This window comes from Aggregatibacter sp. 2125159857 (assembly GCF_017798005.1).
GTDB lineage: Bacteria > Pseudomonadota > Gammaproteobacteria > Enterobacterales > Pasteurellaceae > Aggregatibacter.
This window is the reverse complement of record NZ_CP072548.1, coordinates 382,025-401,231: the sequence shown is the minus strand read 5'-3', so window position 1 is coordinate 401,231 and position 19,207 is coordinate 382,025. Positions and strand designations below refer to the sequence as shown.

General features: G+C 43.0%; 28 protein-coding genes. 5 read left to right on the top strand and 23 right to left on the bottom strand.

Annotated features, from left to right (window positions below; genetic code table 11):
* Nucleotides 1–27: 27 nt before the first annotated feature.
* From rpsN to J5X96_RS01980, 20 genes are all read right to left on the bottom strand, one after another.
* The gene (gene rpsN / locus J5X96_RS02075; protein WP_005701877.1) at nt 28–333 is read right to left on the bottom strand and encodes a 30S ribosomal protein S14; all 306 of its coding nucleotides are present in this window, start codon (nt 331–333) and stop codon (nt 28–30) included.
* 12 nt (nt 334–345) lie between these two features.
* Nucleotides 346–885 carry a 50S ribosomal protein L5 gene (rplE, locus tag J5X96_RS02070; protein WP_021615548.1) on the bottom strand — a complete coding sequence of 180 codons (540 nt, stop codon included), beginning with the start codon at nt 883–885 and terminating at the stop codon, nt 346–348.
* Nucleotides 886–905: 20 nt separating this feature from the next.
* Nucleotides 906–1,217 carry a 50S ribosomal protein L24 gene (gene rplX, locus J5X96_RS02065; RefSeq protein ID WP_021615549.1) on the bottom strand — a complete coding sequence of 104 codons (312 nt, stop codon included), beginning with the start codon at nt 1,215–1,217 and terminating at the stop codon, nt 906–908.
* A gap of 10 nt (nt 1,218–1,227) precedes the next feature.
* Nucleotides 1,228–1,599 carry a 50S ribosomal protein L14 gene (rplN, locus tag J5X96_RS02060; protein WP_005619403.1) on the bottom strand — a complete coding sequence of 124 codons (372 nt, stop codon included), beginning with the start codon at nt 1,597–1,599 and terminating at the stop codon, nt 1,228–1,230.
* Between the two features lie 244 nt (nt 1,600–1,843).
* Nucleotides 1,844–2,527: a hypothetical protein gene (locus J5X96_RS02055; RefSeq protein ID WP_209364041.1), complete on the bottom strand. Its 684-nt coding sequence runs from the start codon at nt 2,525–2,527 to the stop codon at nt 1,844–1,846.
* Nucleotides 2,528–2,543: 16 nt separating this feature from the next.
* Nucleotides 2,544–3,476 (bottom strand): hypothetical protein, encoded by a 933-nt coding sequence (locus tag J5X96_RS02050; RefSeq protein ID WP_209364039.1) that lies wholly within the window; start codon nt 3,474–3,476, stop codon nt 2,544–2,546.
* A 214-nt stretch (nt 3,477–3,690) separates the two neighbouring features.
* Complete coding sequence (rpsQ, locus tag J5X96_RS02045; protein WP_005539352.1) at nt 3,691–3,948, bottom strand: 30S ribosomal protein S17; 258 nt, start codon at nt 3,946–3,948, stop codon at nt 3,691–3,693.
* Nucleotides 3,948–4,139, bottom strand: coding sequence for a 50S ribosomal protein L29 (rpmC, locus tag J5X96_RS02040; RefSeq protein ID WP_005539356.1), 192 nt, complete (start codon nt 4,137–4,139; stop codon nt 3,948–3,950). The genes rpsQ and rpmC overlap by 1 nt, the downstream gene beginning before the upstream one ends.
* Nucleotides 4,139–4,549, bottom strand: a complete 411-nt coding sequence (gene rplP / locus J5X96_RS02035; protein WP_005715748.1) for a 50S ribosomal protein L16 — start codon at nt 4,547–4,549, stop codon at nt 4,139–4,141. The genes rpmC and rplP overlap by 1 nt, the downstream gene beginning before the upstream one ends.
* Nucleotides 4,550–4,562: 13 nt before the next feature.
* The gene (gene rpsC / locus J5X96_RS02030; RefSeq protein WP_005715746.1) at nt 4,563–5,270 is read right to left on the bottom strand and encodes a 30S ribosomal protein S3; all 708 of its coding nucleotides are present in this window, start codon (nt 5,268–5,270) and stop codon (nt 4,563–4,565) included.
* Nucleotides 5,271–5,286: 16 nt separating this feature from the next.
* Nucleotides 5,287–5,619: a 50S ribosomal protein L22 gene (gene rplV / locus J5X96_RS02025; protein ID WP_005539363.1), complete on the bottom strand. Its 333-nt coding sequence runs from the start codon at nt 5,617–5,619 to the stop codon at nt 5,287–5,289.
* 10 nt (nt 5,620–5,629) lie between these two features.
* The gene (gene rpsS, locus J5X96_RS02020) at nt 5,630–5,905 is read right to left on the bottom strand and encodes a 30S ribosomal protein S19 (RefSeq protein WP_005539416.1); all 276 of its coding nucleotides are present in this window, start codon (nt 5,903–5,905) and stop codon (nt 5,630–5,632) included.
* A 25-nt stretch (nt 5,906–5,930) separates the two neighbouring features.
* On the bottom strand, nt 5,931–6,752 hold the full coding sequence (gene rplB, locus J5X96_RS02015) for a 50S ribosomal protein L2 (RefSeq protein ID WP_005701883.1): 822 nt from the start codon (nt 6,750–6,752) through the stop codon (nt 5,931–5,933).
* A 20-nt stretch (nt 6,753–6,772) separates the two neighbouring features.
* Nucleotides 6,773–7,075 carry a 50S ribosomal protein L23 gene (gene rplW, locus J5X96_RS02010; protein ID WP_005701885.1) on the bottom strand — a complete coding sequence of 101 codons (303 nt, stop codon included), beginning with the start codon at nt 7,073–7,075 and terminating at the stop codon, nt 6,773–6,775.
* On the bottom strand, nt 7,072–7,674 hold the full coding sequence (rplD, locus tag J5X96_RS02005; protein WP_209364037.1) for a 50S ribosomal protein L4: 603 nt from the start codon (nt 7,672–7,674) through the stop codon (nt 7,072–7,074). Before rplD ends, rplW begins: the two co-directional genes overlap by 4 nt.
* A gap of 15 nt (nt 7,675–7,689) precedes the next feature.
* Nucleotides 7,690–8,316 (bottom strand): 50S ribosomal protein L3, encoded by a 627-nt coding sequence (gene rplC, locus J5X96_RS02000; protein ID WP_005704440.1) that lies wholly within the window; start codon nt 8,314–8,316, stop codon nt 7,690–7,692.
* A gap of 16 nt (nt 8,317–8,332) precedes the next feature.
* Entirely contained in the window at nt 8,333–8,644 is a 312-nt protein-coding gene (gene rpsJ, locus J5X96_RS01995) for a 30S ribosomal protein S10 (protein ID WP_001181005.1), read from the bottom strand.
* Nucleotides 8,645–8,878: 234 nt separating this feature from the next.
* Entirely contained in the window at nt 8,879–9,727 is an 849-nt protein-coding gene (locus tag J5X96_RS01990) for a patatin family protein (protein WP_209364035.1), read from the bottom strand.
* Nucleotides 9,727–10,614, bottom strand: coding sequence for a folate-binding protein YgfZ (locus tag J5X96_RS01985; protein ID WP_209364033.1), 888 nt, complete (start codon nt 10,612–10,614; stop codon nt 9,727–9,729). Before J5X96_RS01985 ends, J5X96_RS01990 begins: the two co-directional genes overlap by 1 nt.
* 28 nt (nt 10,615–10,642) lie before the next feature.
* On the bottom strand, nt 10,643–11,506 hold the full coding sequence (locus J5X96_RS01980; protein ID WP_209364031.1) for a YicC/YloC family endoribonuclease: 864 nt from the start codon (nt 11,504–11,506) through the stop codon (nt 10,643–10,645).
* A 118-nt stretch (nt 11,507–11,624) separates the two neighbouring features.
* Here J5X96_RS01980 and rph point away from each other — a divergent pair, with 118 nt between their 5' ends.
* From rph to dusC, 4 genes are all read left to right on the top strand, one after another.
* Nucleotides 11,625–12,341 carry a ribonuclease PH gene (gene rph, locus J5X96_RS01975; RefSeq protein WP_209364029.1) on the top strand — a complete coding sequence of 239 codons (717 nt, stop codon included), beginning with the start codon at nt 11,625–11,627 and terminating at the stop codon, nt 12,339–12,341.
* A 10-nt stretch (nt 12,342–12,351) separates the two neighbouring features.
* Nucleotides 12,352–12,996 carry an orotate phosphoribosyltransferase gene (gene pyrE / locus J5X96_RS01970; protein ID WP_109433038.1) on the top strand — a complete coding sequence of 215 codons (645 nt, stop codon included), beginning with the start codon at nt 12,352–12,354 and terminating at the stop codon, nt 12,994–12,996.
* 83 nt (nt 12,997–13,079) lie between these two features.
* Nucleotides 13,080–13,940 carry a co-chaperone DjlA gene (gene djlA, locus J5X96_RS01965; protein WP_209364027.1) on the top strand — a complete coding sequence of 287 codons (861 nt, stop codon included), beginning with the start codon at nt 13,080–13,082 and terminating at the stop codon, nt 13,938–13,940.
* Between the two features lie 3 nt (nt 13,941–13,943).
* On the top strand, nt 13,944–14,882 hold the full coding sequence (dusC, locus tag J5X96_RS01960; RefSeq protein WP_209364025.1) for a tRNA dihydrouridine(16) synthase DusC: 939 nt from the start codon (nt 13,944–13,946) through the stop codon (nt 14,880–14,882).
* Nucleotides 14,883–14,993: 111 nt separating this feature from the next.
* Here dusC and J5X96_RS01955 read toward each other — a convergent pair whose 3' ends face one another.
* Genes J5X96_RS01955 through dapF form a run of 3 tightly spaced genes read right to left on the bottom strand, consistent with a single transcriptional unit; the run spans nt 14,994 to nt 17,852 of the window.
* Complete coding sequence (locus J5X96_RS01955) at nt 14,994–16,064, bottom strand: ABC transporter ATP-binding protein (RefSeq protein ID WP_209364024.1); 1,071 nt, start codon at nt 16,062–16,064, stop codon at nt 14,994–14,996.
* A gap of 56 nt (nt 16,065–16,120) precedes the next feature.
* On the bottom strand, nt 16,121–17,011 hold the full coding sequence (gene xerC, locus J5X96_RS01950) for a tyrosine recombinase XerC (protein WP_209364022.1): 891 nt from the start codon (nt 17,009–17,011) through the stop codon (nt 16,121–16,123).
* A gap of 16 nt (nt 17,012–17,027) precedes the next feature.
* On the bottom strand, nt 17,028–17,852 hold the full coding sequence (gene dapF / locus J5X96_RS01945; RefSeq protein ID WP_005715797.1) for a diaminopimelate epimerase: 825 nt from the start codon (nt 17,850–17,852) through the stop codon (nt 17,028–17,030).
* A gap of 219 nt (nt 17,853–18,071) precedes the next feature.
* Here dapF and asd point away from each other — a divergent pair, with 219 nt between their 5' ends.
* Entirely contained in the window at nt 18,072–19,184 is a 1,113-nt protein-coding gene (gene asd / locus J5X96_RS01940) for an aspartate-semialdehyde dehydrogenase (RefSeq protein ID WP_209364020.1), read from the top strand.
* Nucleotides 19,185–19,207: the final 23 nt, after the last annotated feature.

Genomic DNA, 19,207 nt, shown 5'->3' with positions numbered 1-19,207 from the left:
ACTCCGATTCCAAATTAAAGTGGTAAATTACCAACTTGCTTTCTTAAGACCCGGGATTTCGCCGCGCATAGCAGCTTCACGAACCTTAATACGACTTAAACCAAACTTACGAAGAACGCCGTGAGGACGTCCAGTTTGACGGCAACGGTTACGTTGACGACTAGGGCTAGAATCACGTGGTAAAGTTTGTAACTTTAACACAGCGTTCCAACGATCTTCGTCAGAGGCATTAACGTCAGAAATAATCTTTTTTAATTCTACACGTTTAGCATAGAATTTTTCAGCCAATTTCACGCGTTTTACATCGCGAGCTTTCATTGATTGTTTAGCCATTTGTAACCTGCCTTACTTACGGAATGGGAAATTAAAGGCAGCCAATAGTGCTCGACCTTCTTCATCACTCTTAGCTGTGGTTGTAATAGTAATATCTAAACCACGTACACGATCTACTTTATCGTAGTCGATTTCAGGGAAGATGATTTGCTCACGCACACCCATACTGTAATTTCCACGACCATCAAAAGATTTCGCGCTCAAACCGCGGAAGTCACGAATACGTGGAACAGCAATTGTAATTAAACGTTCTAAGAACTCCCACATACGTTCACCACGTAGTGTCACTTTACAACCGATTGGATATCCCTGACGGATTTTAAAGCCAGCAACAGATTTACGAGCTTTAGTAACCAAAGGTTTTTGACCGCTAATTGCTGCTAAATCTGCTACTGCATTATCTAGCAATTTTTTATCGGTCAATGCTTCACCCACACCCATATTCAGGGTTATCTTTTCGATTCGTGGGACTTGCATGACAGACGAGTAGTTGAATTTCGTTTTCAATTCATTTACTACTTGCTCTCTGTAGTAATCATGCAGTTTCGCCATCGCATTACTCCAGTTTATTATTAAATAATTTCATTGTTAGATTTGAAGAAACGTACTTTTTTGCCGTCTTCAAATCTAAAACCTACTCGGTCAGCTTTGTTTGTTTTCGGGTTAAAAATTGCAACATTTGATACATCAATTGCAGCTTCTTTCTTCACTAAACCACCCTCTTTGCCTAATGCAGGTACTGGTTTTTCATGTTTAGTGATGATATTTACACCTTCAACAATCACTTTACCGTTAGATAACACTTTTGTTACCTTACCGCGCTTACCTTTGCTTTTGCCGGTAAGCACAATTACTTCATCATTTTGACGGATTTTTGCAGCCATTACATTCTCCTTACAGTACTTCTGGAGCTAAAGAAATGATCTTCATGAATTTCTCAGAACGAAGTTCACGAGTCACCGGTCCAAAAATACGAGTACCGATTGGTTGCTCAGTGTTATTATTTAAAATGACACAAGCATTACCATCGAAACGAATAACTGATCCATCTGGGCGACGAACACCCTTCTTGGTGCGCACAACAACCGCTTTTAACACATCACCTTTTTTTACTTTACCGCGCGGAATTGCTTCTTTTACAGTAACTTTGATAATGTCGCCAATAGCAGCATAACGACGGTGCGATCCACCTAGAACCTTGATACACATTACGCTGCGAGCGCCTGAATTGTCAGCAACATCCAGCATAGTCTGTTCTTGGATCATATTAGTGCTCCGTTAAATTAAAAAACCACCCTTTCGGGACGAACCTGTCCGCACAGTCAAAAGAGAACGGCGGGCAGGTTGCGGATTCTATCAAAAGAAAAAGAGAAAGGCAACGATAATTTGCCTTCCTCTTCTTAAGCCGTTTGCTAAAAGTGCGGTTGAAATTTACCGCACTTTCAAGAGATTAAAAAGCCAAGATACTTCCTATTAGCTTTATTTCTATTCCTTAATGGAAACTAAAAACTTATCGGAATGAGTTATCTATTCCTGATTTTAGGTATCCTACCTGAAAGCCGTACATATCAATAATTTTTGCTTTTGAATAATGATATTTTGTCGGTTGCCCATTAAAATCGAACACCTTAGTTTCATTGCTTAATTTTTCAATTTCTTCTTTATTTTCTATATAAAATTGATAAATAATTTCCAAAGATTTTTTATTCGGCGTACTAAAACCACATTCATTCCCTGCAATATCACTAAATGAATCTCTAAAAAAACGATCGTATGCTGGAATAATAGCAAATACACCCAGTAGAACTTTTGTCACTAAAGTAACTGATTGATGATTTTTTCCTTTCAGAATATATTTTTCTGCTCCCTTATATAAATCTAGAACAGTTTGGCTATTTTCTTTATAGTTCTCAACATCAATATTCCATGTACTTAAAGATTGATCATAAATCCATTCAACAAGATCTTTTAAATAGGCTGGATTTTTCCATAATAAAAAACTAGATCCTCTCAGCATTCCCCAGCTTGCCAAATAACTCCATAATACTTGGCAACTTTTTTCAATATCAATTTTTCCACTTTCTTTCGAAGAACGAAAATGAAAATAACAAAAATCAAAACTATAATAGCGGTGCTGAATATCTTGTTGATCATTCTTAAATTTTGAAATTACTTCATTAATATTTCTTTTCATAAATTTATCCCTGTATTCATACTGTTCTCTCATAGTCATCAATTTCATCCATATCTATACAAGATGAAGGTCTTTCCACTGAATATTTAAATCTATTATTTTTTGAAATAGAATATTTATTAGCAACTCCATAAAAAATAATAGAAACTAGAGAACTTATAAATAATAAAGCAACAAACTCAAAATATTGATGCGAAAGTAATCCTAAAGCCGTTTCTTTTCCAATCGAAAACCATTCATGAGAAACAAAGCGATTTAATAAATTATTTATATAGTCAATTGCTATTATTTTATTATATCTAGTTATGTAAAGTGTACTAGCAATACAAATTATAAAAATTAAAGATATAAGTGATACCCATACCTTTCTATAAAATTTATCTTTTTCTCTTAATTTATTACTATCTGCTTTCCACTTATAATAAGGTGTTGAGGCGAGATCCTTGTATTCTTCCCAACACATAAGAGAGTAATCCTTTGCAAGATCTAATTCATTCTCTAGATTAGTAAGAGAATTTATTATTGATTTACCTACCTCGCTTCTTCTAGAATAACTACCATCAATATTTTTGCTTACACCTTGCTCATCAGCATAATCATGGAGTTTTTTAATTTTATCCTCAATTCTATTTTCTTCTTCCTTTGCATTTAACCAAGCTTGATAAAGAGACTTTAATTCTTCTTTCTCCTCTCTAGATAACCAATAATCCGAAATTGATTTTTTAACTTCTACTTTAATCTTATTCATTCCAACTAAATAGTAAGGAATAGATAGCAATAAAAACAAAGGAATACCTATTGCAATTGCTATAGCAATAGCACCTCCTACATAAAAGACTGCAGAAAATACAAGTGAAATAACAAAAGCAATGATAGCTAGAATAATTCCAAAACTCACTAGAAGGCCCAACACTTCCCCTTGATATCGAGCTTTACTTTTACGTCCCATAAAAAATCCTCTAAATATTGTAATGTTAAAATTTTTTATCAATATTGTTTTAGGTGTTATGTCAATAACACCTAAAAGAAGTATACTTCTTTGCGAAATCTAGTTCCTAAAAGAAAAGTGCGGTTAAAATTTATTAAATTTTAACCGCACTTTAAAAATAAAAAGCCAACAGCTTTACACTATTGGCTTTTATTTTATTACTTTTCGTTGTTAATTAAGCAATCACTGCTTTCTCAACTACACGAACTAAAGTCCATGATTTAGTTTTAGAAATCGGACGACATTCGCGAACTTCTACTAAATCACCTAATTTAGCTTCGTTATTTTCATCGTGCACATGTAGTTTAGTTGTGCGGCGGATAAACTTACCATAAAGTGGGTGTTTAACCTTGCGTTCAATAGCAACAACGAAAGATTTCTCCATCTTGTCACTTACTACACGACCTTGCACGCTACGAATTTTATCAGTCATTACTCACCCGCCTTTTCGGTTAGAACAGTTTTAATTTGTGCAATACTACGACGCACTTGTTTTAACTGATGGGTTTGTTGAAGCTGACCGGTGGCTGCTTGCATACGCAACTTGAATTGCTCACCTAACAAGTTAACCAATTCAGCATTCAGCTCTTCAACACTTTTTGTACGTAGTTCTTGAGCTTTCATTACATCACCGTCTTAGTTACGAAAGTGGTCTTAATTGGCAATTTAGCAGCTGCTAAAGCAAATGCTTCTCTTGCGATCTCTTCAGACACACCATCCATTTCATAGAGAACTTTACCCGGCTGGATTAAGGCTACCCAGTACTCAACGTTACCTTTACCTTTACCCATACGGACTTCTAATGGTTTTTCAGTAATTGGTTTATCCGGGAATACACGAATCCAGATTTTACCTTGACGTTTTACTGCACGTGTCATAGCACGACGAGCGGCTTCAATTTGACGCGCAGTTAAACGACCACGACCAACTGCTTTTAAACCGAAAGTACCGAAGCTAACTTCTGTACCGCCCGCGATACCACGGTTACGGCCTTTGTGAACTTTACGGAATTTTGTACGTTTTGGTTGCAACATTTAGCGATTCTCCTTACTTACGACCTTTACCGCGCGGAGCCTTTTTAGGCTTGTCGGCAGGTTGTTGTTCCGGTTGCGCTAGCGCAGCCATTCCACCAAGAATCTCACCTTTGAAGATCCATACTTTAACGCCGATTACGCCGTATGTAGTATGAGCTTCTGCAGTGTTATAGTCGATGTCCGCACGCAATGTATGTAGAGGCACGCGACCTTCACGATACCATTCAGAACGAGCAATTTCAGCCCCGCCCAAACGACCGCTAACTTCAACTTTGATACCTTTAGCGCCTAAACGCATTGCATTTTGTACCGCTTTCTTCATAGCACGACGGAACATAACACGACGTTCTAATTGTGAAGCGATGCTGTCTGCAACTAATTTTGCATCTAATTCAGGTTTTTTCACTTCAGCAATGTTGATTTGAGCAGGAACGCCGGCAATTTTTGCCACTGCATTACGCAATTTTTCAACATCTTCGCCTTTTTTACCAATAACGATACCTGGGCGAGCTGTGTGAATAGTAACACGAATACTTTTCGCAGGACGTTCAATAGTGATACGTGAAACGGAAGCATTCGCTAATTCTTTGTTTAAGAATTGACGTACTTTGAAATCGCCTTCAAGATTGTCAGCGAAGTCTTGTGTATTCGCAAACCAAGTAGAGCTCCAAGGTTTTACAATACCTAGGCGAATACCATGTGGATGTACTTTTTGACCCATTGTTATTCCTCTACGATTAACGATCTGACACAACCACAGTAATGTGGCTTGTACGTTTTAAAATACGATCTGCACGACCTTTAGCACGTGGCATAACACGTTTCATGCTTGGACCTTCATCTACGAAAATCTTCGCAACTTTAAGATCATCGATATCTGCACCGTCATTGTGCTCAGCATTAGCAATCGCTGACTCAAGAACTTTCTTCACTAAAGCAGATGCTTTTTTATTCGTGTAAGTAAGAATTTCTAATGCTTGAGCCACTTTCTTGCCACGGATTAAATCCGCAACTAAGCGAGCTTTTTGCGCTGAAGTGCGAGCGTAACGATGTTTTGCAATAGTTTCCATCTTTTACCCCTTACTTCTTAGCTTTCTTGTCCGCAGCGTGACCGCGGTAAGTACGAGTCGGTGCAAATTCGCCTAATTTATGACCGATCATTTCATCAGAAACATAAACAGGAACATGCTGACGACCATTATGGACTGCGATGGTCAATCCAATCATTGATGGAATGATCATTGAACGACGGGACCAAGTTTTAATTGGTTTTTTATCCCCGCTTTCCACCGCCTTCTCTACCTTCTTCAACAAGTGTAGGTCAAGGAAAGGACCTTTCTTGAGAGAACGTGGCATGGCTTATCCTCTTATTTAATTAAAATTATTTACCACGACGACGTACGATATATTTATCAGTACGTTTGTTATGGCGAGTTTTCTTACCTTTAGTTTGAACGCCCCAAGGTGTTACTGGGTGTTTACCAAAGTTACGACCTTCACCACCACCGTGTGGGTGATCTACTGGGTTCATTGCAGTACCACGAACTGTAGGGCGTACACCTCTCCAGCGGTTAGCACCGGCTTTACCCAATACGCGAAGCATATGCTCTGAGTTGCCTACTTCACCAATGGTGGCAGAACATTCAGCTAACACTTTACGCATCTCGCCAGAACGGAGACGTAAAGTCACATAGTTACCTTCGCGGGCAATGATCTGTACATAAGCACCAGCTGAACGAGCAATTTGACCGCCTTTACCTGGTTTTAATTCAACATTATGTACGGTAGAACCAACCGGGATATTACGCATTGGTAATGAGTTACCAACTTTAATTGGCGCATGTGCACCCGCTTGGATTTGATCACCTGCAGCCAAACCTTTTGGTGCTAAGATATAACGACGTTCACCGTCTTTATAAAGCACTAAAGCAATATTTGCAGAACGATTCGGATCGTATTCTAAACGTTCAACAACACCAGGAATGTCTAATTTATTACGTTTAAAATCAATTAAACGATAGTGTTGTTTGTGACCGCCACCGATGTGACGAGTAGTAATACGACCATAGTTGTTACGACCACCGGTTTTAGATTTAGTATCTAAAAGCGCAGCAAAAGGTTTACCTTTATGCAACTCAGGGTTAACAACTTTAACAACATGACGACGACCAGCGGAGGTCGGCTTACATTTAACGATAGCCATTATCTTCTACTCCTCCGTAATTACTCTGCTGCGCCTTCAACGAAGTCCAAAGATTGTCCTTCTTGAAGTGTAACATAAGCTTTTTTCCAGTCACTGCGACGTCCCATCTTAGCACCACGGCGTTTAGTTTTACCTTTCACCACAACGGTACGAACAGAATCCACTTTCACTTCAAAAAGTTGCTCTACTGCATTAGCAATTTCTACTTTATTCGCATCTAAAGCGACTTTGAAAACGATTGTGTTTGACTTCTCAGCGTTATTTGTTGCTTTCTCAGAGACATGTGGTGCTTTAAGCACTTTTAGCAAACGTTCTTGACTCATGCTAACATCTCCTCAATTTGCTTCACAGCATCCACAGTTACAACTACTTTATCGAAAGCAATTAAACTTACCGGATCGATACCTTGAGCATCACGAACATCTACTTTGTATAAGTTACGTGCTGCCAAGAACAGATTTTCATCTAAACTTGCTGTGATGATTAACACATCTTCAAGTGCTAATTCTTTTAATTTTTGTACTAATACTTTAGTTTTTGGCGCATCAATTTCAAATTTATCAACAACCACTAAACGATCTTGACGAACAAGCTCGGAAAGAATGCTCTTGATTGCACCACGGTACATTTTCTTGTTCACTTTTTGGCTGTGATCTTGTGGTTTCGCTGCAAAAGTGATACCACCTGAACGCCAGATTGGTGATTTAATATCACCGGAACGAGCGCGACCTGTACCTTTTTGACGCCAAGGTTTTTTACCTGAACCGGACACTTCAGCACGAGTTTTTTGTGCACGAGAACCTTGACGAGCACCTGCTGCGTAAGCAACAACAACTTGGTGAATCAATGCTTCGTTAAACTCACGGCCGAAGGTAGTTTCAGAAACAGTGAGTGCGTTCGCACCAACAACTTGTAATTCCATCTCTATCTCCTAGACCTATGCTTTAACTGCCGGCTTAACGATAACATCACTACCAGTAGCACCCGGAACGGCACCTTTTACTAATAGCAATTTACGCTCAGCATCTACACGAACGACTTCAAGGGATTGAACGGTTACACGCTCAGCACCTAAGTGTCCTGCCATTTTTTTACCTTTAAACACACGACCCGGAGTTTGGTTTTGACCAATAGAACCGAGAACACGATGTGATAAAGAGTTACCGTGGGTAGCATCTTGAGTACGGAAGTTCCAACGTTTAACACCACCTTGGAAACCTTTACCTTTAGAAGTACCGGTAACATCAACTTTTTTAACATCTGCAAAGATGTCAACGTTAATTTCTTGACCTAAAGTGAATTCTTCACCTTCAGTACGAAATTCCCATAAACCGCGACCAGCTTCAACGCCAGCTTTCACGAAATGACCCGCTTCAGGCTTCGTTACACGACTTGCTTTTTTAGAGCCAGTGGTAACTTGAACTGCAGTATAGCCATCGTTTTCAAGAGTTTTAACTTGAGTTACGCGGTTGGCTTCGATTTCGATAACGGTAACCGGTACAGACACGCCATCTTCATTGAAGATACGGGTCATACCGACTTTACGACCGACTAAACCAATCATTGTAATAACCTCTTAATTAACCTAGGCTGATCTGCACGTCAACGCCGGCAGCCAAGTCTAAACGCATTAAAGCATCAACAGTTTTTTCTGTTGGCTCAACAATATCAACTAAACGTTTGTGAGTACGGATTTCATATTGGTCACGCGCATCTTTGTTTACGTGTGGAGAAATCAATACTGTGAAACGCTCTTTACGAGTTGGTAAAGGAATCGGACCACGTACTTGCGCACCGGTACGTTTAGCTGTTTCAACGATCTCCGCTGTAGATTGATCGATCAAACGATGATCAAATGCTTTAAGGCGGATACGGATTCTTTGGTTCTGCATGAGACCAGAGCTCCAATAAATTTAGCTAATAAAAAAACTAACACCATCACAATTCTTACATCAAAACAACAAGAAAAGGAGGTGCAAGCTACCTGTTATATAGTCCCCAAATCGGAGACATTGTTAGTATTACATATCGTAATACCCGTTTAATAAATGATTACATTAAACGGCTTCTATAATTAAAGCCCGTGAATTCTACTAAAAGATAAGGCTCTACGCAAGTGTTATCTTCTAAAACGCCTCTGATAAATACTGTTTTAGCATCGGCATCGCCATTTTTGCATCCGCCACCCCTAAGTCATACATAGCCTGCACTTTGGCGACGTCTTTTTCAATACGGCGAATAGGCAGCGTAACAGAAGGGCGAATGACAAAGATTTCTCCTTGTTCGTTAAGACGAATCACGTCTTCCACCGCACGGTTATAGTCCGCGTAGCGGTTGCTCAGGCGTTCGACCAGTTTGGGGTAACGGCGATAAAAAGCCTTAAAAATCAGCGGATTGGTCGGCGTTTTGCGGTAATCCAATGGGCGGGTGAGCACGACGATGATTTTGTCGTAGCCCAACTGTTGACAGAAACGCAACGGAATACTGTCTGCAATGCCGCCGTCTAAATATTTTTTGCCATCGATTTCCACCATTTTTGACACGAAAGGCATAGCGGAGGTGGCACGCAGGGTTTCCATTTGCTCAAAGGCATCGTGGATTTTCACATATTCTGCTTCGCCGCTTTCCACATTGGTTAACACCGTGTAGAAGTCGATGCCGGAACGGGCGAATGCTGCTTGATCGAACACGTCCAATTCAAAAGGCAATTGATAGAAGGCGAAGTCTTTGTTGACGATATTGCCCGTGGTGAACAGGCTGTGCCAGCCCATGTAGCGTTTATCGTTGAGGTATTTTTTGTTGTAGCGCAGGACTCGCCCTTTTTGTTTAGAAGGGAAATTCACGCCGAACAAGGCTCCGGCAGACACACTAACGATGCCGTCAATGTGAATCTGTTCATCCAAGAAGACATCCAACACGCCGGCGGTGAACATCCCGCGCATGGCGCCGCCTTCCAATACCAATCCGACTTTCATCAGCTTAACTCATAAGACAAGGGTTGCATGTCGAGCAAGGTTTGGCAGTTCGGCAAGCGGAACGCCTGACCTTCTTCCAACGGCGTATTTAACACGGCCTGCAACCACAAAACGCCGTGAAAATTGACCGCACTTGTGATGCTGCCGGTGGCTCGCCAATTGTCGCCAAGTGCCATTTCTAATGCCGAACCGATGTCCGGCAGACTTTCCGTTTGCGCTGCGAAAATAAATAAAGCGCGTTTATTGGCACCACGATATTTGGCGCGCGCCACGGTTTCTTGCCCGATGTAACAACCTTTGTGGAAGGAAATCGCCTGTTCGACACTTTGTAGGTTTAACGCTTGCGGAATAAATTCTAGTTGAGTCGCTGCCGCTAAACCAGGCACGCCATCTTGAATATCCAATAAATCCCAAGCCTCTGCTTCAACAGTAGGTTCGAGGGCTAAGCAGGTTGGGTTGAGTAAAATCACGCGCGGTTGTTGCCCATTTACATCAATGCGAATTTGTGCAGAAAATTGACCGCACTTTTCGATGCCTTTTGTGCCAGCTGCGCCGAGAATTTGCCAATCTAACGAAGTAAAAGTGACTTTGGAAAACACCGCATATTTTTTCAGTTGATCTAGCGCCGATGGCAATAACGCACTTTTTAACAGCATATAAAAGGTCTGTTCATCTTGACGAATTAAACGGAACAGCGAGCTCATTTTGCCTTTCGGATCGCAATGGGCGGTAAGAGTGGATTCACCGGCTGCCAATTTGGTCACATCGCAAGTGAGTTGCCCCTGCAAATATTTTTCCGCCTCTGTGCCTTCAATTTGAATCAGCGAGTAGTGCGTTAACGGGCAAATAATGTCATCTTGTTGTGCCGTTAAAAGGGAATAGGCCATCGTACTTTCCTTAAAAAATATCAATCAATTACTCAAGATTTTGAATTTGTTCGCGCATTTGCTCAATTAACACTTTCAGCTCAATGGCGGAATTGGTTACATCGACATTGATGGATTTGGACGCCAAGGTGTTGGATTCACGATTGAGTTCTTGCATCATGAAATCCAGCTTGCGTCCTACTGCACCGCCTTTGCGCAGAATGTTTTGCGTTTCTTTGACGTGTAATTGCAAACGATCCAATTCTTCTGCCACATCAATGCGTTGTGCCAACATAATCAGCTCTTGTTCTAAACGTTGTGGATCCGGTTGCAGTTGGACTTCTTCAAAGCGTTGCAACATGCGCTCGCGTTGCCATTGTAAAATCTCCGGCATTTTGGACCGCACTTTTTGCTGTTCTTCATTGATGGCTTCAAGGCGTTGTGTCAGCAACGTATGGATTTTCTCCCCTTCGCGTTGACGCATAGCGATAAATTCGTCGACCACTTGGTCAAACGCCGCCAATAAATCTTGGCTGATTAAATCCACATCCTGTTCCGGCACTTCCACTACACCCGGGTAGCGTAATACATCGGTTAAATTGAGCTCACCTTCGCCTGCTTGCTGTTTCAGCCATTGCAAAGATTGCAATACTTGCGTGGCGAGTTCTTGATTAATGTGCAATTCTGTTGTGGCTTGCTTTTTATTATCAATACGCAGGGTACATTCGATTTTGCCACGAGTGAGTTTTTGACGCAGGGTTTCGCGTAAGGTGTTTTCTAAACTGCGGAATTGTTCCGGCAGGCGGAAAAAGGTTTCTAAATAACGTTGATTAACCGAACGGATTTCCCAAACTGCGTTTCCCCAGTCTTTTTTGATTTCTAAACTGGCGAATGCCGTCATGCTATAAATCATAATAATTCCTTCATTTTTAGGCGCTAAAATTTGCGTTCTATTGTACTGCCAAATTTCGTTTCTGTCAGTTTGCGTGCTAAAATGGCGCGATTTTTTATTGCTTAACGAGGAATTTTTCATGCGTCCGAATCAACGTGCCAACAACCAAACCCGCCCGATTAAAATCACCCGTCATTACACCAAACACGCGGAAGGTTCCGTGCTGGTGGAGTTTGGCGATACCAAAGTGTTGTGTACTGCCACCGTGGAAGATGGCGTGCCGCGCTTTTTAAAAGGACAGGGACAAGGTTGGGTCACCGCGGAATACGGCATGTTGCCACGTTCCACCCACAGCCGTATGCAACGTGAAGCGGCAAAAGGCAAGCAAGGCGGACGTACTTTAGAAATTCAGCGTTTAATTGCCCGTTCCTTACGCGCTATGGTGGATTTAGAAGCGCTTGGTGAACGTTGTGTAACCTTAGATTGTGATGTGATCCAAGCGGACGGCGGCACACGCACCGCTTCCATTACCGGCGCTTGCGTGGCGTTATGCGATGCGTTGAACGGCTTGGTGGCAAACGGCACATTAAGCAAAAATCCATTAAAAGGCTTGGTAGCGGCGATTTCTGTCGGCATCGTAAACGGCGAAGCAGTATGCGATTTGGAATATGTGGAAGATTCTGCCGCAGAAACAGACATGAACGTGGTGATGATGGAAGACGGCCGCATGATTGAAGTGCAAGGTACCGCAGAAGGCGAACCGTTCAGCCATGAGGAATTATTAACCTTATTAGATCTCGCCAAACAAGGCTGTGAGGTCATTTTCCAAACCCAACGTGCGGCATTGGCAGAATAAGGATAGGAAGATGGAAAACTACAAACAACAGTTTATTGAATTCGCCCTTGCCCGTCAGGTTTTAAAATTTGGTGAGTTCACCTTGAAATCCGGCCGTGTGAGCCCTTATTTCTTTAACGCCGGTTTGTTTAACCAAGGTGCCGATCTTGCCCGTTTAGGGGAATTTTATGCGGCAGCCTTACAAGATGCCGGTTTGCAATACGACATGATTTTTGGCCCGGCGTATAAAGGCATTCCTATTGCCACCGCGGTATCCATTGCGTTATTCAACCGCTTTGATATCAATAAACCGGTATGCTTTAACCGCAAAGAAACCAAAGATCACGGCGAGGGCGGCAATTTAATCGGTAGTCCGTTGCGCGGCAAGGTGTTGTTGGTGGATGATGTGATCACTGCCGGTACGGCAATTCGTGAATCCATGCAAATTATTCAAGCCAATGAAGCGCAATTAAGCGCCGTGTTAATTGCTTTGAATCGTCAAGAACGTGGCAATGGCGAGCTGTCTGCGATTCAAGAAGTCGAGCGCGATTACCAATGCGACGTGTTATCTATCATTGATTTTGCCGATTTGATGGCGTTCATTGAAACTCAACCGGAATACCAACAATATTTACCGGCAATGCGCGCTTATCGTGAGCAATACGGCATTAAATAAAGCAAAAGTGCGGTTGTTTTTCCACGCATTTTTCAATTGGTTGAGAAAAGCCACCGCACTTTTTTGACCCTAACGGAGCGACAATGAATTTTATTGGGAAATTTTTAGGCGCCTTAATCGGCTTTCGATTGGGCGGTTTTTTTGGCATGTTGGCAGGAGTGTTTCTAGGGCATCTTGCGGATAAAAAACTGTATGAACTGGGCACAGTCAATTCTTCTTTCTTCAAAACGAAAACCACCCGTCAACTGTTGTTTATGCAAACCACCTTTGCGGTGTTGGGGCATTTAAGCAAAGCCAAAGGACGTGTCACGGAAAATGACATTCTATTAGCGACCCATTTAATGGATCAAATGCAGCTGGACGATGCCGGTCGTCGTTTAGCGCAAGAGGCATTTAACCGCGGCAAACAGACAGATTTCCCGATTCGTCAGGTGATTCGTGAATTTCGTCTTGGTTGCGGACAACGTGCGGATTTATTACGGGCGTTTTTATCCGTACAAATTCAAGCCGCATTTTCTGACGATCATTTACATGACAATGAAAAAGACGTGCTCTTTATTGTTGCCGAAGAACTGGGGTTATCCCGCGTTCAATTTGAGCAAATGTTGGCAATGGAAATGGCGGCTCGTCATTTTGCGCGCGGCGGTTTCTATCAACAAGGCGGTCATTACGAACAACATTCCAGCTACCAAGGCGGCTATCAACAGCAATCTCAATCTTCTTCCGGCCCGACCTTAAATGATGCTTATCAAGTGCTTGGTGTTAGCGCGACAGACGATCAGCCCACAGTGAAACGTGCCTATCGTCGTTTGATGAATGAAAATCACCCGGATAAACTCGTCGCAAAAGGGTTGCCACCGGAAATGATGGAAATGGCGAAAGAGAAAACCCAGCAAATTCAAGCCGCATACGATTTGATTTGCAAAGCCAAAGGTTGGAAATAACCTTTGCGCGTCATTTTAGCCCCGATGCAGGGCGTGCTTGATCCTCTCGTACGTCAATTATTAACGGAAGTGAACGATTACGATTTGTGCATTTCCGAATTTGTCCGTGTGGTGGATCAACGCCTCCCGCCGAAAGTGTTTTATCGCCTTTGCCCTGAATTACTTCAACAGGGATGCACGCCAAGCGGTACGCCGGTACGTGTGCAACTGCTCGGACAACATCCTCAATGGCTGGCGGAAAATGCCAAACTTGCCATTCAATTAGGTTCCCACGGCGTTGATTTAAATTGTGGCTGTCCGTCCAAGACCGTCAACGGCAGCAACGGTGGCGCTTCTTTGTTAAAACAACCGGAACTTATTTACCAAGCCACCAAAGCCATTCGTCAAGCCGTCCCACCAGAACAGGTAGTGAGTGTCAAAGTGCGCTTAGGCTGGGATTCCACCAACTTTGCTTTCGACATTGCGGATGCGGTGCAACAAGGCGGCGCGACCGAAATTACGATTCACGGTCGTACCAAAGCGGATGGTTATCGCGCTGATCGTATCAATTGGCAAAAAATTGGTGAAATCCGCCAAAAACTCCATATTCCAGTGATCGCCAATGGCGAAATTTGGCGTTGGGAAGATGGGCAACGATGCTTAGAAATAACCGGCTGTGAAGATTTAATGGTTGGTCGTGGGGCGCTTAATATGCCTAATTTAAGCCGTGTGCTAAAACATAATAACGCGCCGTTAAGCTGGACTGAAATCCTACCGATTTTGCGCAAATACGCCACATTAGAAAATTGCCACGACAGCGGTTTTTACCACGTGGCGCGCATTAAGCAATGGCTACAGTATTTAAAATGTGAATATGAAGAAGCCACCGCGTTGTTCGAGGTGGTGAAGCGGTGCCATGATGGGGATGAGTTAAGGGTGTTGTTGAAAACGTACCTGGGATAGCTTGATGTTTGAAAAATAACTGAAAAATGCACCGCACTTTTTAACTCATGCACTCATTAATAGCGCTTTTTTTACCTATAACGTAAATTGCAACCGCCGTAAAGCCAACACTTATTCCCCATAAAACAAGCCCGTGCCATATAAATAAACGTCAACCTCATCTCCTACATACAACTCAATGCCATGGTGTTCCTCTAACTCAATGTCGAACCCGTTTATTTCAAGCCGAATCGCCGTAATTTTGCCTTTGAATTCCACGTTTTTTACCACTGCGTTAAAAAGTGCGGTCGGATTCTGAGGTGTTTTTAACAGGCTGAATTGTTCCGGACGGAGAAGTAACGTGCCGCGTTGTTGCCCTTGGCTTTTGTCTATCACGGCAATGTCACCTAATTGGCAATGCGCCGTTGAAGGTGAATTTAAGGTTGCCGGCAACACAATGCTTTCGCCGATAAAGGTGGCAGTGGAAAGGTGTTGTGGTGACCAATAAAGCGTACGCGGATTCGCGATTTGTAAGATTTCTCCATTTTGCAACACAGCGATTTTATCGGCATAACGCAAAGCCTCGTCGCGATCATGGGTGACAAAAATGGCGGAAGTACCACTTTGGCGAAGTGCTTGTAACATATCATGACGGATTTGTTGGCGCAGATGTTCATCTAAGGCACTGAACGGCTCATCCAATAAAATTAGTTCAGGATTTGGCGCAATGGCGCGTGCCAAGGCGACACGCTGCTGTTGCCCGCCGGAAAGTTGGTGTGGGAAACGGTCGGCGAGCGCACAAATGCCGGTGAGCGCCATCACTTCGTCAATGCGTTGTCGTTCTTCCGGGGAGCGACCTTTGCCATCGCCCAACCCGTAAGAAATATTGCGATACACATTCAAGTGTGGAAATAACACACCTTCTTGCACCACATAACCTAGCCGACGCTGTTGCGGTGGAATATTGCAATTTGCGCCAAAAATCAACCGCTCTTTTAGGTAAATTTCACCGTTATTAGGTTGTTCAAAACCGGCAATAGCACGTAGCAAAGTCGTTTTTCCACAACCGGAAGCACCGAGTAAAAACAAGATTTCGCCACTGTGCAATTCAAGGGATATATCACGTAGCACATGCGTCTGCCCGAAATGTTTATTGAGGCAGTGGATTTGTAACAAAGGGAGTGATTTTGGGGTTGTCTTCATTGGTGAAAATCCATTAAGTTAGGCTGAAAGTGCGGTAGAAAATCATCGTATTTTCCTTATTTTTTCCGTTTGGCTCGCGGATGCGCCGCATCATACACGTCTGCTAAATGTTGAAAATTTAAATGTGTATAAATTTGCGTTGTCGATAAATGACTGTGTCCGAGCAATTCTTGCACCGCGCGTAAATCCGAACTGGCTTCCAACATATGGGTGGCAAAAGAATGGCGAAGTCTATGCGGATTCAAATGGCTATTCAACCCTTGTCGAATGCCCCAGCGTTCCAAGCGCATTTGAATCGTGCGCGTGGACATGCGATTCCCCAACTGACTGACAAACAACGCGTCGTCTTTGGGGTTAAATAACAACCGCACTTTGAGCCATTGTTGAATGGCGTGGGAAGCATAACGTCCCAGTGGCACAATGCGCTCTTTGTTCCCTTTACCAATCACCCGCACTTCACGCACGCGAAGATTAATGCTGTTTAAGTTCAATCCTTGCAATTCCGACAAACGCAAACCGGAGCTGTAAAACAATTCAATCATGGCACGATCGCGGATATCAATGGGCTCTTTACTGTCATTAGCAAGTAATAGCTGAATTTGATCCGTATCGATGTTTTTGGGTAAATGTTTGGGTTGCTTAGGCGCGGAAACGCCGACAGCCGGATTCACCTTGAGCTGCCCTTGATACACCAAATAACTCAAAAAGCGGCGCAACGCAGAAAGGCGTAACGCCAAGCTTTTTTCTTTTAGGCCATCCTGTTTACTGCTTTGCGCCAACACATAGCGCACGATACTTGGCGTGACTTGTTGCCATTGTTGAATTCCGGCGTCCTGCAAAATGGCGATAACACGCACCAACTGATGTTGATAGTTGGTCAGCGTATGAGGGCTCACTTGACGCTCAATGCGCAAGTAAGTCAGGTATTTTTGCAGTTCGTTTTGCATCGCAGATGATCGAAAATTAGAGATAAATCACACCGTCATAGACGTGGGTGGCGCTACCGGTCATATACAGCGGATGCCCTTCGCCTTGCCATTCAATCAGCAAACTACCTCCGGGCAAATCTACCTGCACTTCATTGTCCAATACGCCTTGCATAATCCCCACAGCGACTGCTGCACAAGCACCGCTGCCACAGGCTTGGGTTTCGCCCGCGCCGCGCTCATGTACGCGTAATTTAATATGTTTGCGGTTCACCACCTGCATAAAACCGGCATTCACCCGTTCAGGAAAACGCTCATGGTTTTCAAGTAATGGCCCGAGCTGCGCTACGTTAGCCGTGTGAATATCATCCACCTGCACCACACAATGGGGATTCCCCATGGATACCGCGCCACAGAGTACCGTTTGAATTTCCGTGCGCAAAATATAATTTTTCTCGAATTTATTGGCGGTAAATGGAATTTTATTCGGCTCCCAAATGGGTTCGCCCATGTTCACACGCACGTTGTCGTCTTCCTTAACGGTCAACACCATTTTGCCGTTTTGTGTACTGACGGCGATATCTTTTTTGTTGGTTAAGCCTTTAAGCGTCACAAAACGGGCAAAACAACGAGCACCATTACCACATTGCGCCACTTCACTGCCGTCCGCATTAAAAATACGATAATGAAAATCCAATTCGGGATCATAAGGCGGCTCCACCACCAACAACTGATCAAAACCAATGCCACGATGACGATCGGCTAAACGTTTAATGGTGTCGGCAGGAAAATAAACGTTCTGCGTAACCGCATCCACCACCATAAAATCATTGCCGAGTCCGTGCATTTTAGAAAATTGCATAGTTATCCTTAAATAAATGAATTTTGCGGAATTATAACACACAAGGCACCACTTTCACTCGAGCCATTCGTTCCATTATCGATAGAAATGAAAAACAAAGTGCGGTCTATTTTTCAATTATTTTTAATAACAAAAAAATATCGGAAAAATACTTGCTTTTGAGCGTGATCTCTTGCTATTAATTAATCCCTCAAATTTTCTCTAATAAAGGATACACTTATGAAAAACGTTGGTTTTATCGGTTGGCGCGGAATGGTGGGTTCCGTTTTAATGGAACGTATGCAGCAAGAAAATGATTTTGCGAACATCAATCCGGTTTTCTTTACCACCTCTCAAGCCGGCCAAGCGGCACCGACTTTTGCCGGCAAAGACGCAGGCACGTTGAAAGATGCGTTTGATATTAACGAATTGAAAAAATTAGACATTATTGTCACTTGCCAAGGCGGTGATTACACCAACGACGTGTATCCGAAATTAAAAGCCACCGGCTGGGATGGCTATTGGGTGGATGCCGCCTCTGCATTGCGTATGGAAAAAGACGCTATCATCGTCTTAGATCCGGTAAACCAACATGTGATTAGCGAAGGCTTGAAAAACGGCATAAAAACCTACGTGGGCGGTAACTGTACGGTGAGTCTGATGTTAATGGCGTTAGGCGGTCTATTTAAACAGGATTTAGTGGAATGGATTTCCGTGGCAACTTACCAAGCCGCCAGTGGTGCAGGCGCTAAAAATATGCGTGAGTTGTTGGTGCAAATGGGCGAACTCAATGGCGAAGTCAAAGCGTTATTGGCACAACCGCATTCTTCTATTTTAGACATTGAACGCGCCGTAACAGCAAAAATGCGCAACAGTGATTTCCCAATTGATAACTTCGGCGCACCATTGGCCGGCAGCTTGATTCCATGGATCGATAAACTTTGGGAAAACGGACAAACCAAAGAAGAATGGAAAGGCTACGCAGAAACCAACAAAATTCTTGGCTTAAGCGACAACCCGATTCCGGTTGATGGTTTATGCGTGCGTATTGGGGCTTTACGTTGCCACAGCCAAGCCTTCACCATCAAATTGAAACGCGATATTCCGTTAGCGGAAATCGAGCAAATTTTAGCCTCTCACAACGAATGGGTGAAAGTGATTCCGAACGACAAAGAAACCACATTGCGTGAGTTAACGCCAACCAAAGTCACCGGCACATTAAGCGTTCCGGTCGGCCGTTTACGCAAACTCAATATGGGGCCGGAATACTTAGCAGCGTTCAGCGTGGGCGACCAATTATTATGGGGTGCAGCAGAGCCGATTCGTCGTATTTTGGTACAGTTGACTGCCTAAAATAAACAATGAAAAAATCCACC

What these genes read in the sequence shown, in the direction of transcription:
- rpsN (WP_005701877.1), bottom strand. Translation starts at nt 333, where the DNA reads ATGGCTAAACAATCAATGAAAGCTCGCGATGTAAAACGCGTGAAATTG.
- rplE (WP_021615548.1), bottom strand. Translation starts at nt 885, where the DNA reads ATGGCGAAACTGCATGATTACTACAGAGAGCAAGTAGTAAATGAATTG.
- rplX (WP_021615549.1), bottom strand. Translation starts at nt 1,217, where the DNA reads ATGGCTGCAAAAATCCGTCAAAATGATGAAGTAATTGTGCTTACCGGC.
- rplN (WP_005619403.1), bottom strand. Translation starts at nt 1,599, where the DNA reads ATGATCCAAGAACAGACTATGCTGGATGTTGCTGACAATTCAGGCGCT.
- J5X96_RS02055 (WP_209364041.1), bottom strand. Translation starts at nt 2,527, where the DNA reads ATGAAAAGAAATATTAATGAAGTAATTTCAAAATTTAAGAATGATCAA.
- J5X96_RS02050 (WP_209364039.1), bottom strand. Translation starts at nt 3,476, where the DNA reads ATGGGACGTAAAAGTAAAGCTCGATATCAAGGGGAAGTGTTGGGCCTT.
- rpsQ (WP_005539352.1), bottom strand. Translation starts at nt 3,948, where the DNA reads ATGACTGATAAAATTCGTAGCGTGCAAGGTCGTGTAGTAAGTGACAAG.
- rpmC (WP_005539356.1), bottom strand. Translation starts at nt 4,139, where the DNA reads ATGAAAGCTCAAGAACTACGTACAAAAAGTGTTGAAGAGCTGAATGCT.
- rplP (WP_005715748.1), bottom strand. Translation starts at nt 4,549, where the DNA reads ATGTTGCAACCAAAACGTACAAAATTCCGTAAAGTTCACAAAGGCCGT.
- rpsC (WP_005715746.1), bottom strand. Translation starts at nt 5,270, where the DNA reads ATGGGTCAAAAAGTACATCCACATGGTATTCGCCTAGGTATTGTAAAA.
- rplV (WP_005539363.1), bottom strand. Translation starts at nt 5,619, where the DNA reads ATGGAAACTATTGCAAAACATCGTTACGCTCGCACTTCAGCGCAAAAA.
- rpsS (WP_005539416.1), bottom strand. Translation starts at nt 5,905, where the DNA reads ATGCCACGTTCTCTCAAGAAAGGTCCTTTCCTTGACCTACACTTGTTG.
- rplB (WP_005701883.1), bottom strand. Translation starts at nt 6,752, where the DNA reads ATGGCTATCGTTAAATGTAAGCCGACCTCCGCTGGTCGTCGTCATGTT.
- rplW (WP_005701885.1), bottom strand. Translation starts at nt 7,075, where the DNA reads ATGAGTCAAGAACGTTTGCTAAAAGTGCTTAAAGCACCACATGTCTCT.
- rplD (WP_209364037.1), bottom strand. Translation starts at nt 7,674, where the DNA reads ATGGAATTACAAGTTGTTGGTGCGAACGCACTCACTGTTTCTGAAACT.
- rplC (WP_005704440.1), bottom strand. Translation starts at nt 8,316, where the DNA reads ATGATTGGTTTAGTCGGTCGTAAAGTCGGTATGACCCGTATCTTCAAT.
- rpsJ (WP_001181005.1), bottom strand. Translation starts at nt 8,644, where the DNA reads ATGCAGAACCAAAGAATCCGTATCCGCCTTAAAGCATTTGATCATCGT.
- J5X96_RS01990 (WP_209364035.1), bottom strand. Translation starts at nt 9,727, where the DNA reads ATGAAAGTCGGATTGGTATTGGAAGGCGGCGCCATGCGCGGGATGTTC.
- J5X96_RS01985 (WP_209364033.1), bottom strand. Translation starts at nt 10,614, where the DNA reads ATGGCCTATTCCCTTTTAACGGCACAACAAGATGACATTATTTGCCCG.
- J5X96_RS01980 (WP_209364031.1), bottom strand. Translation starts at nt 11,506, where the DNA reads ATGATTTATAGCATGACGGCATTCGCCAGTTTAGAAATCAAAAAAGAC.
- rph (WP_209364029.1), top strand. Translation starts at nt 11,625, where the DNA reads ATGCGTCCGAATCAACGTGCCAACAACCAAACCCGCCCGATTAAAATC.
- pyrE (WP_109433038.1), top strand. Translation starts at nt 12,352, where the DNA reads ATGGAAAACTACAAACAACAGTTTATTGAATTCGCCCTTGCCCGTCAG.
- djlA (WP_209364027.1), top strand. Translation starts at nt 13,080, where the DNA reads ATGAATTTTATTGGGAAATTTTTAGGCGCCTTAATCGGCTTTCGATTG.
- J5X96_RS01955 (WP_209364024.1), bottom strand. Translation starts at nt 16,064, where the DNA reads ATGAAGACAACCCCAAAATCACTCCCTTTGTTACAAATCCACTGCCTC.
- xerC (WP_209364022.1), bottom strand. Translation starts at nt 17,011, where the DNA reads ATGCAAAACGAACTGCAAAAATACCTGACTTACTTGCGCATTGAGCGT.
- dapF (WP_005715797.1), bottom strand. Translation starts at nt 17,852, where the DNA reads ATGCAATTTTCTAAAATGCACGGACTCGGCAATGATTTTATGGTGGTG.
- asd (WP_209364020.1), top strand. Translation starts at nt 18,072, where the DNA reads ATGAAAAACGTTGGTTTTATCGGTTGGCGCGGAATGGTGGGTTCCGTT.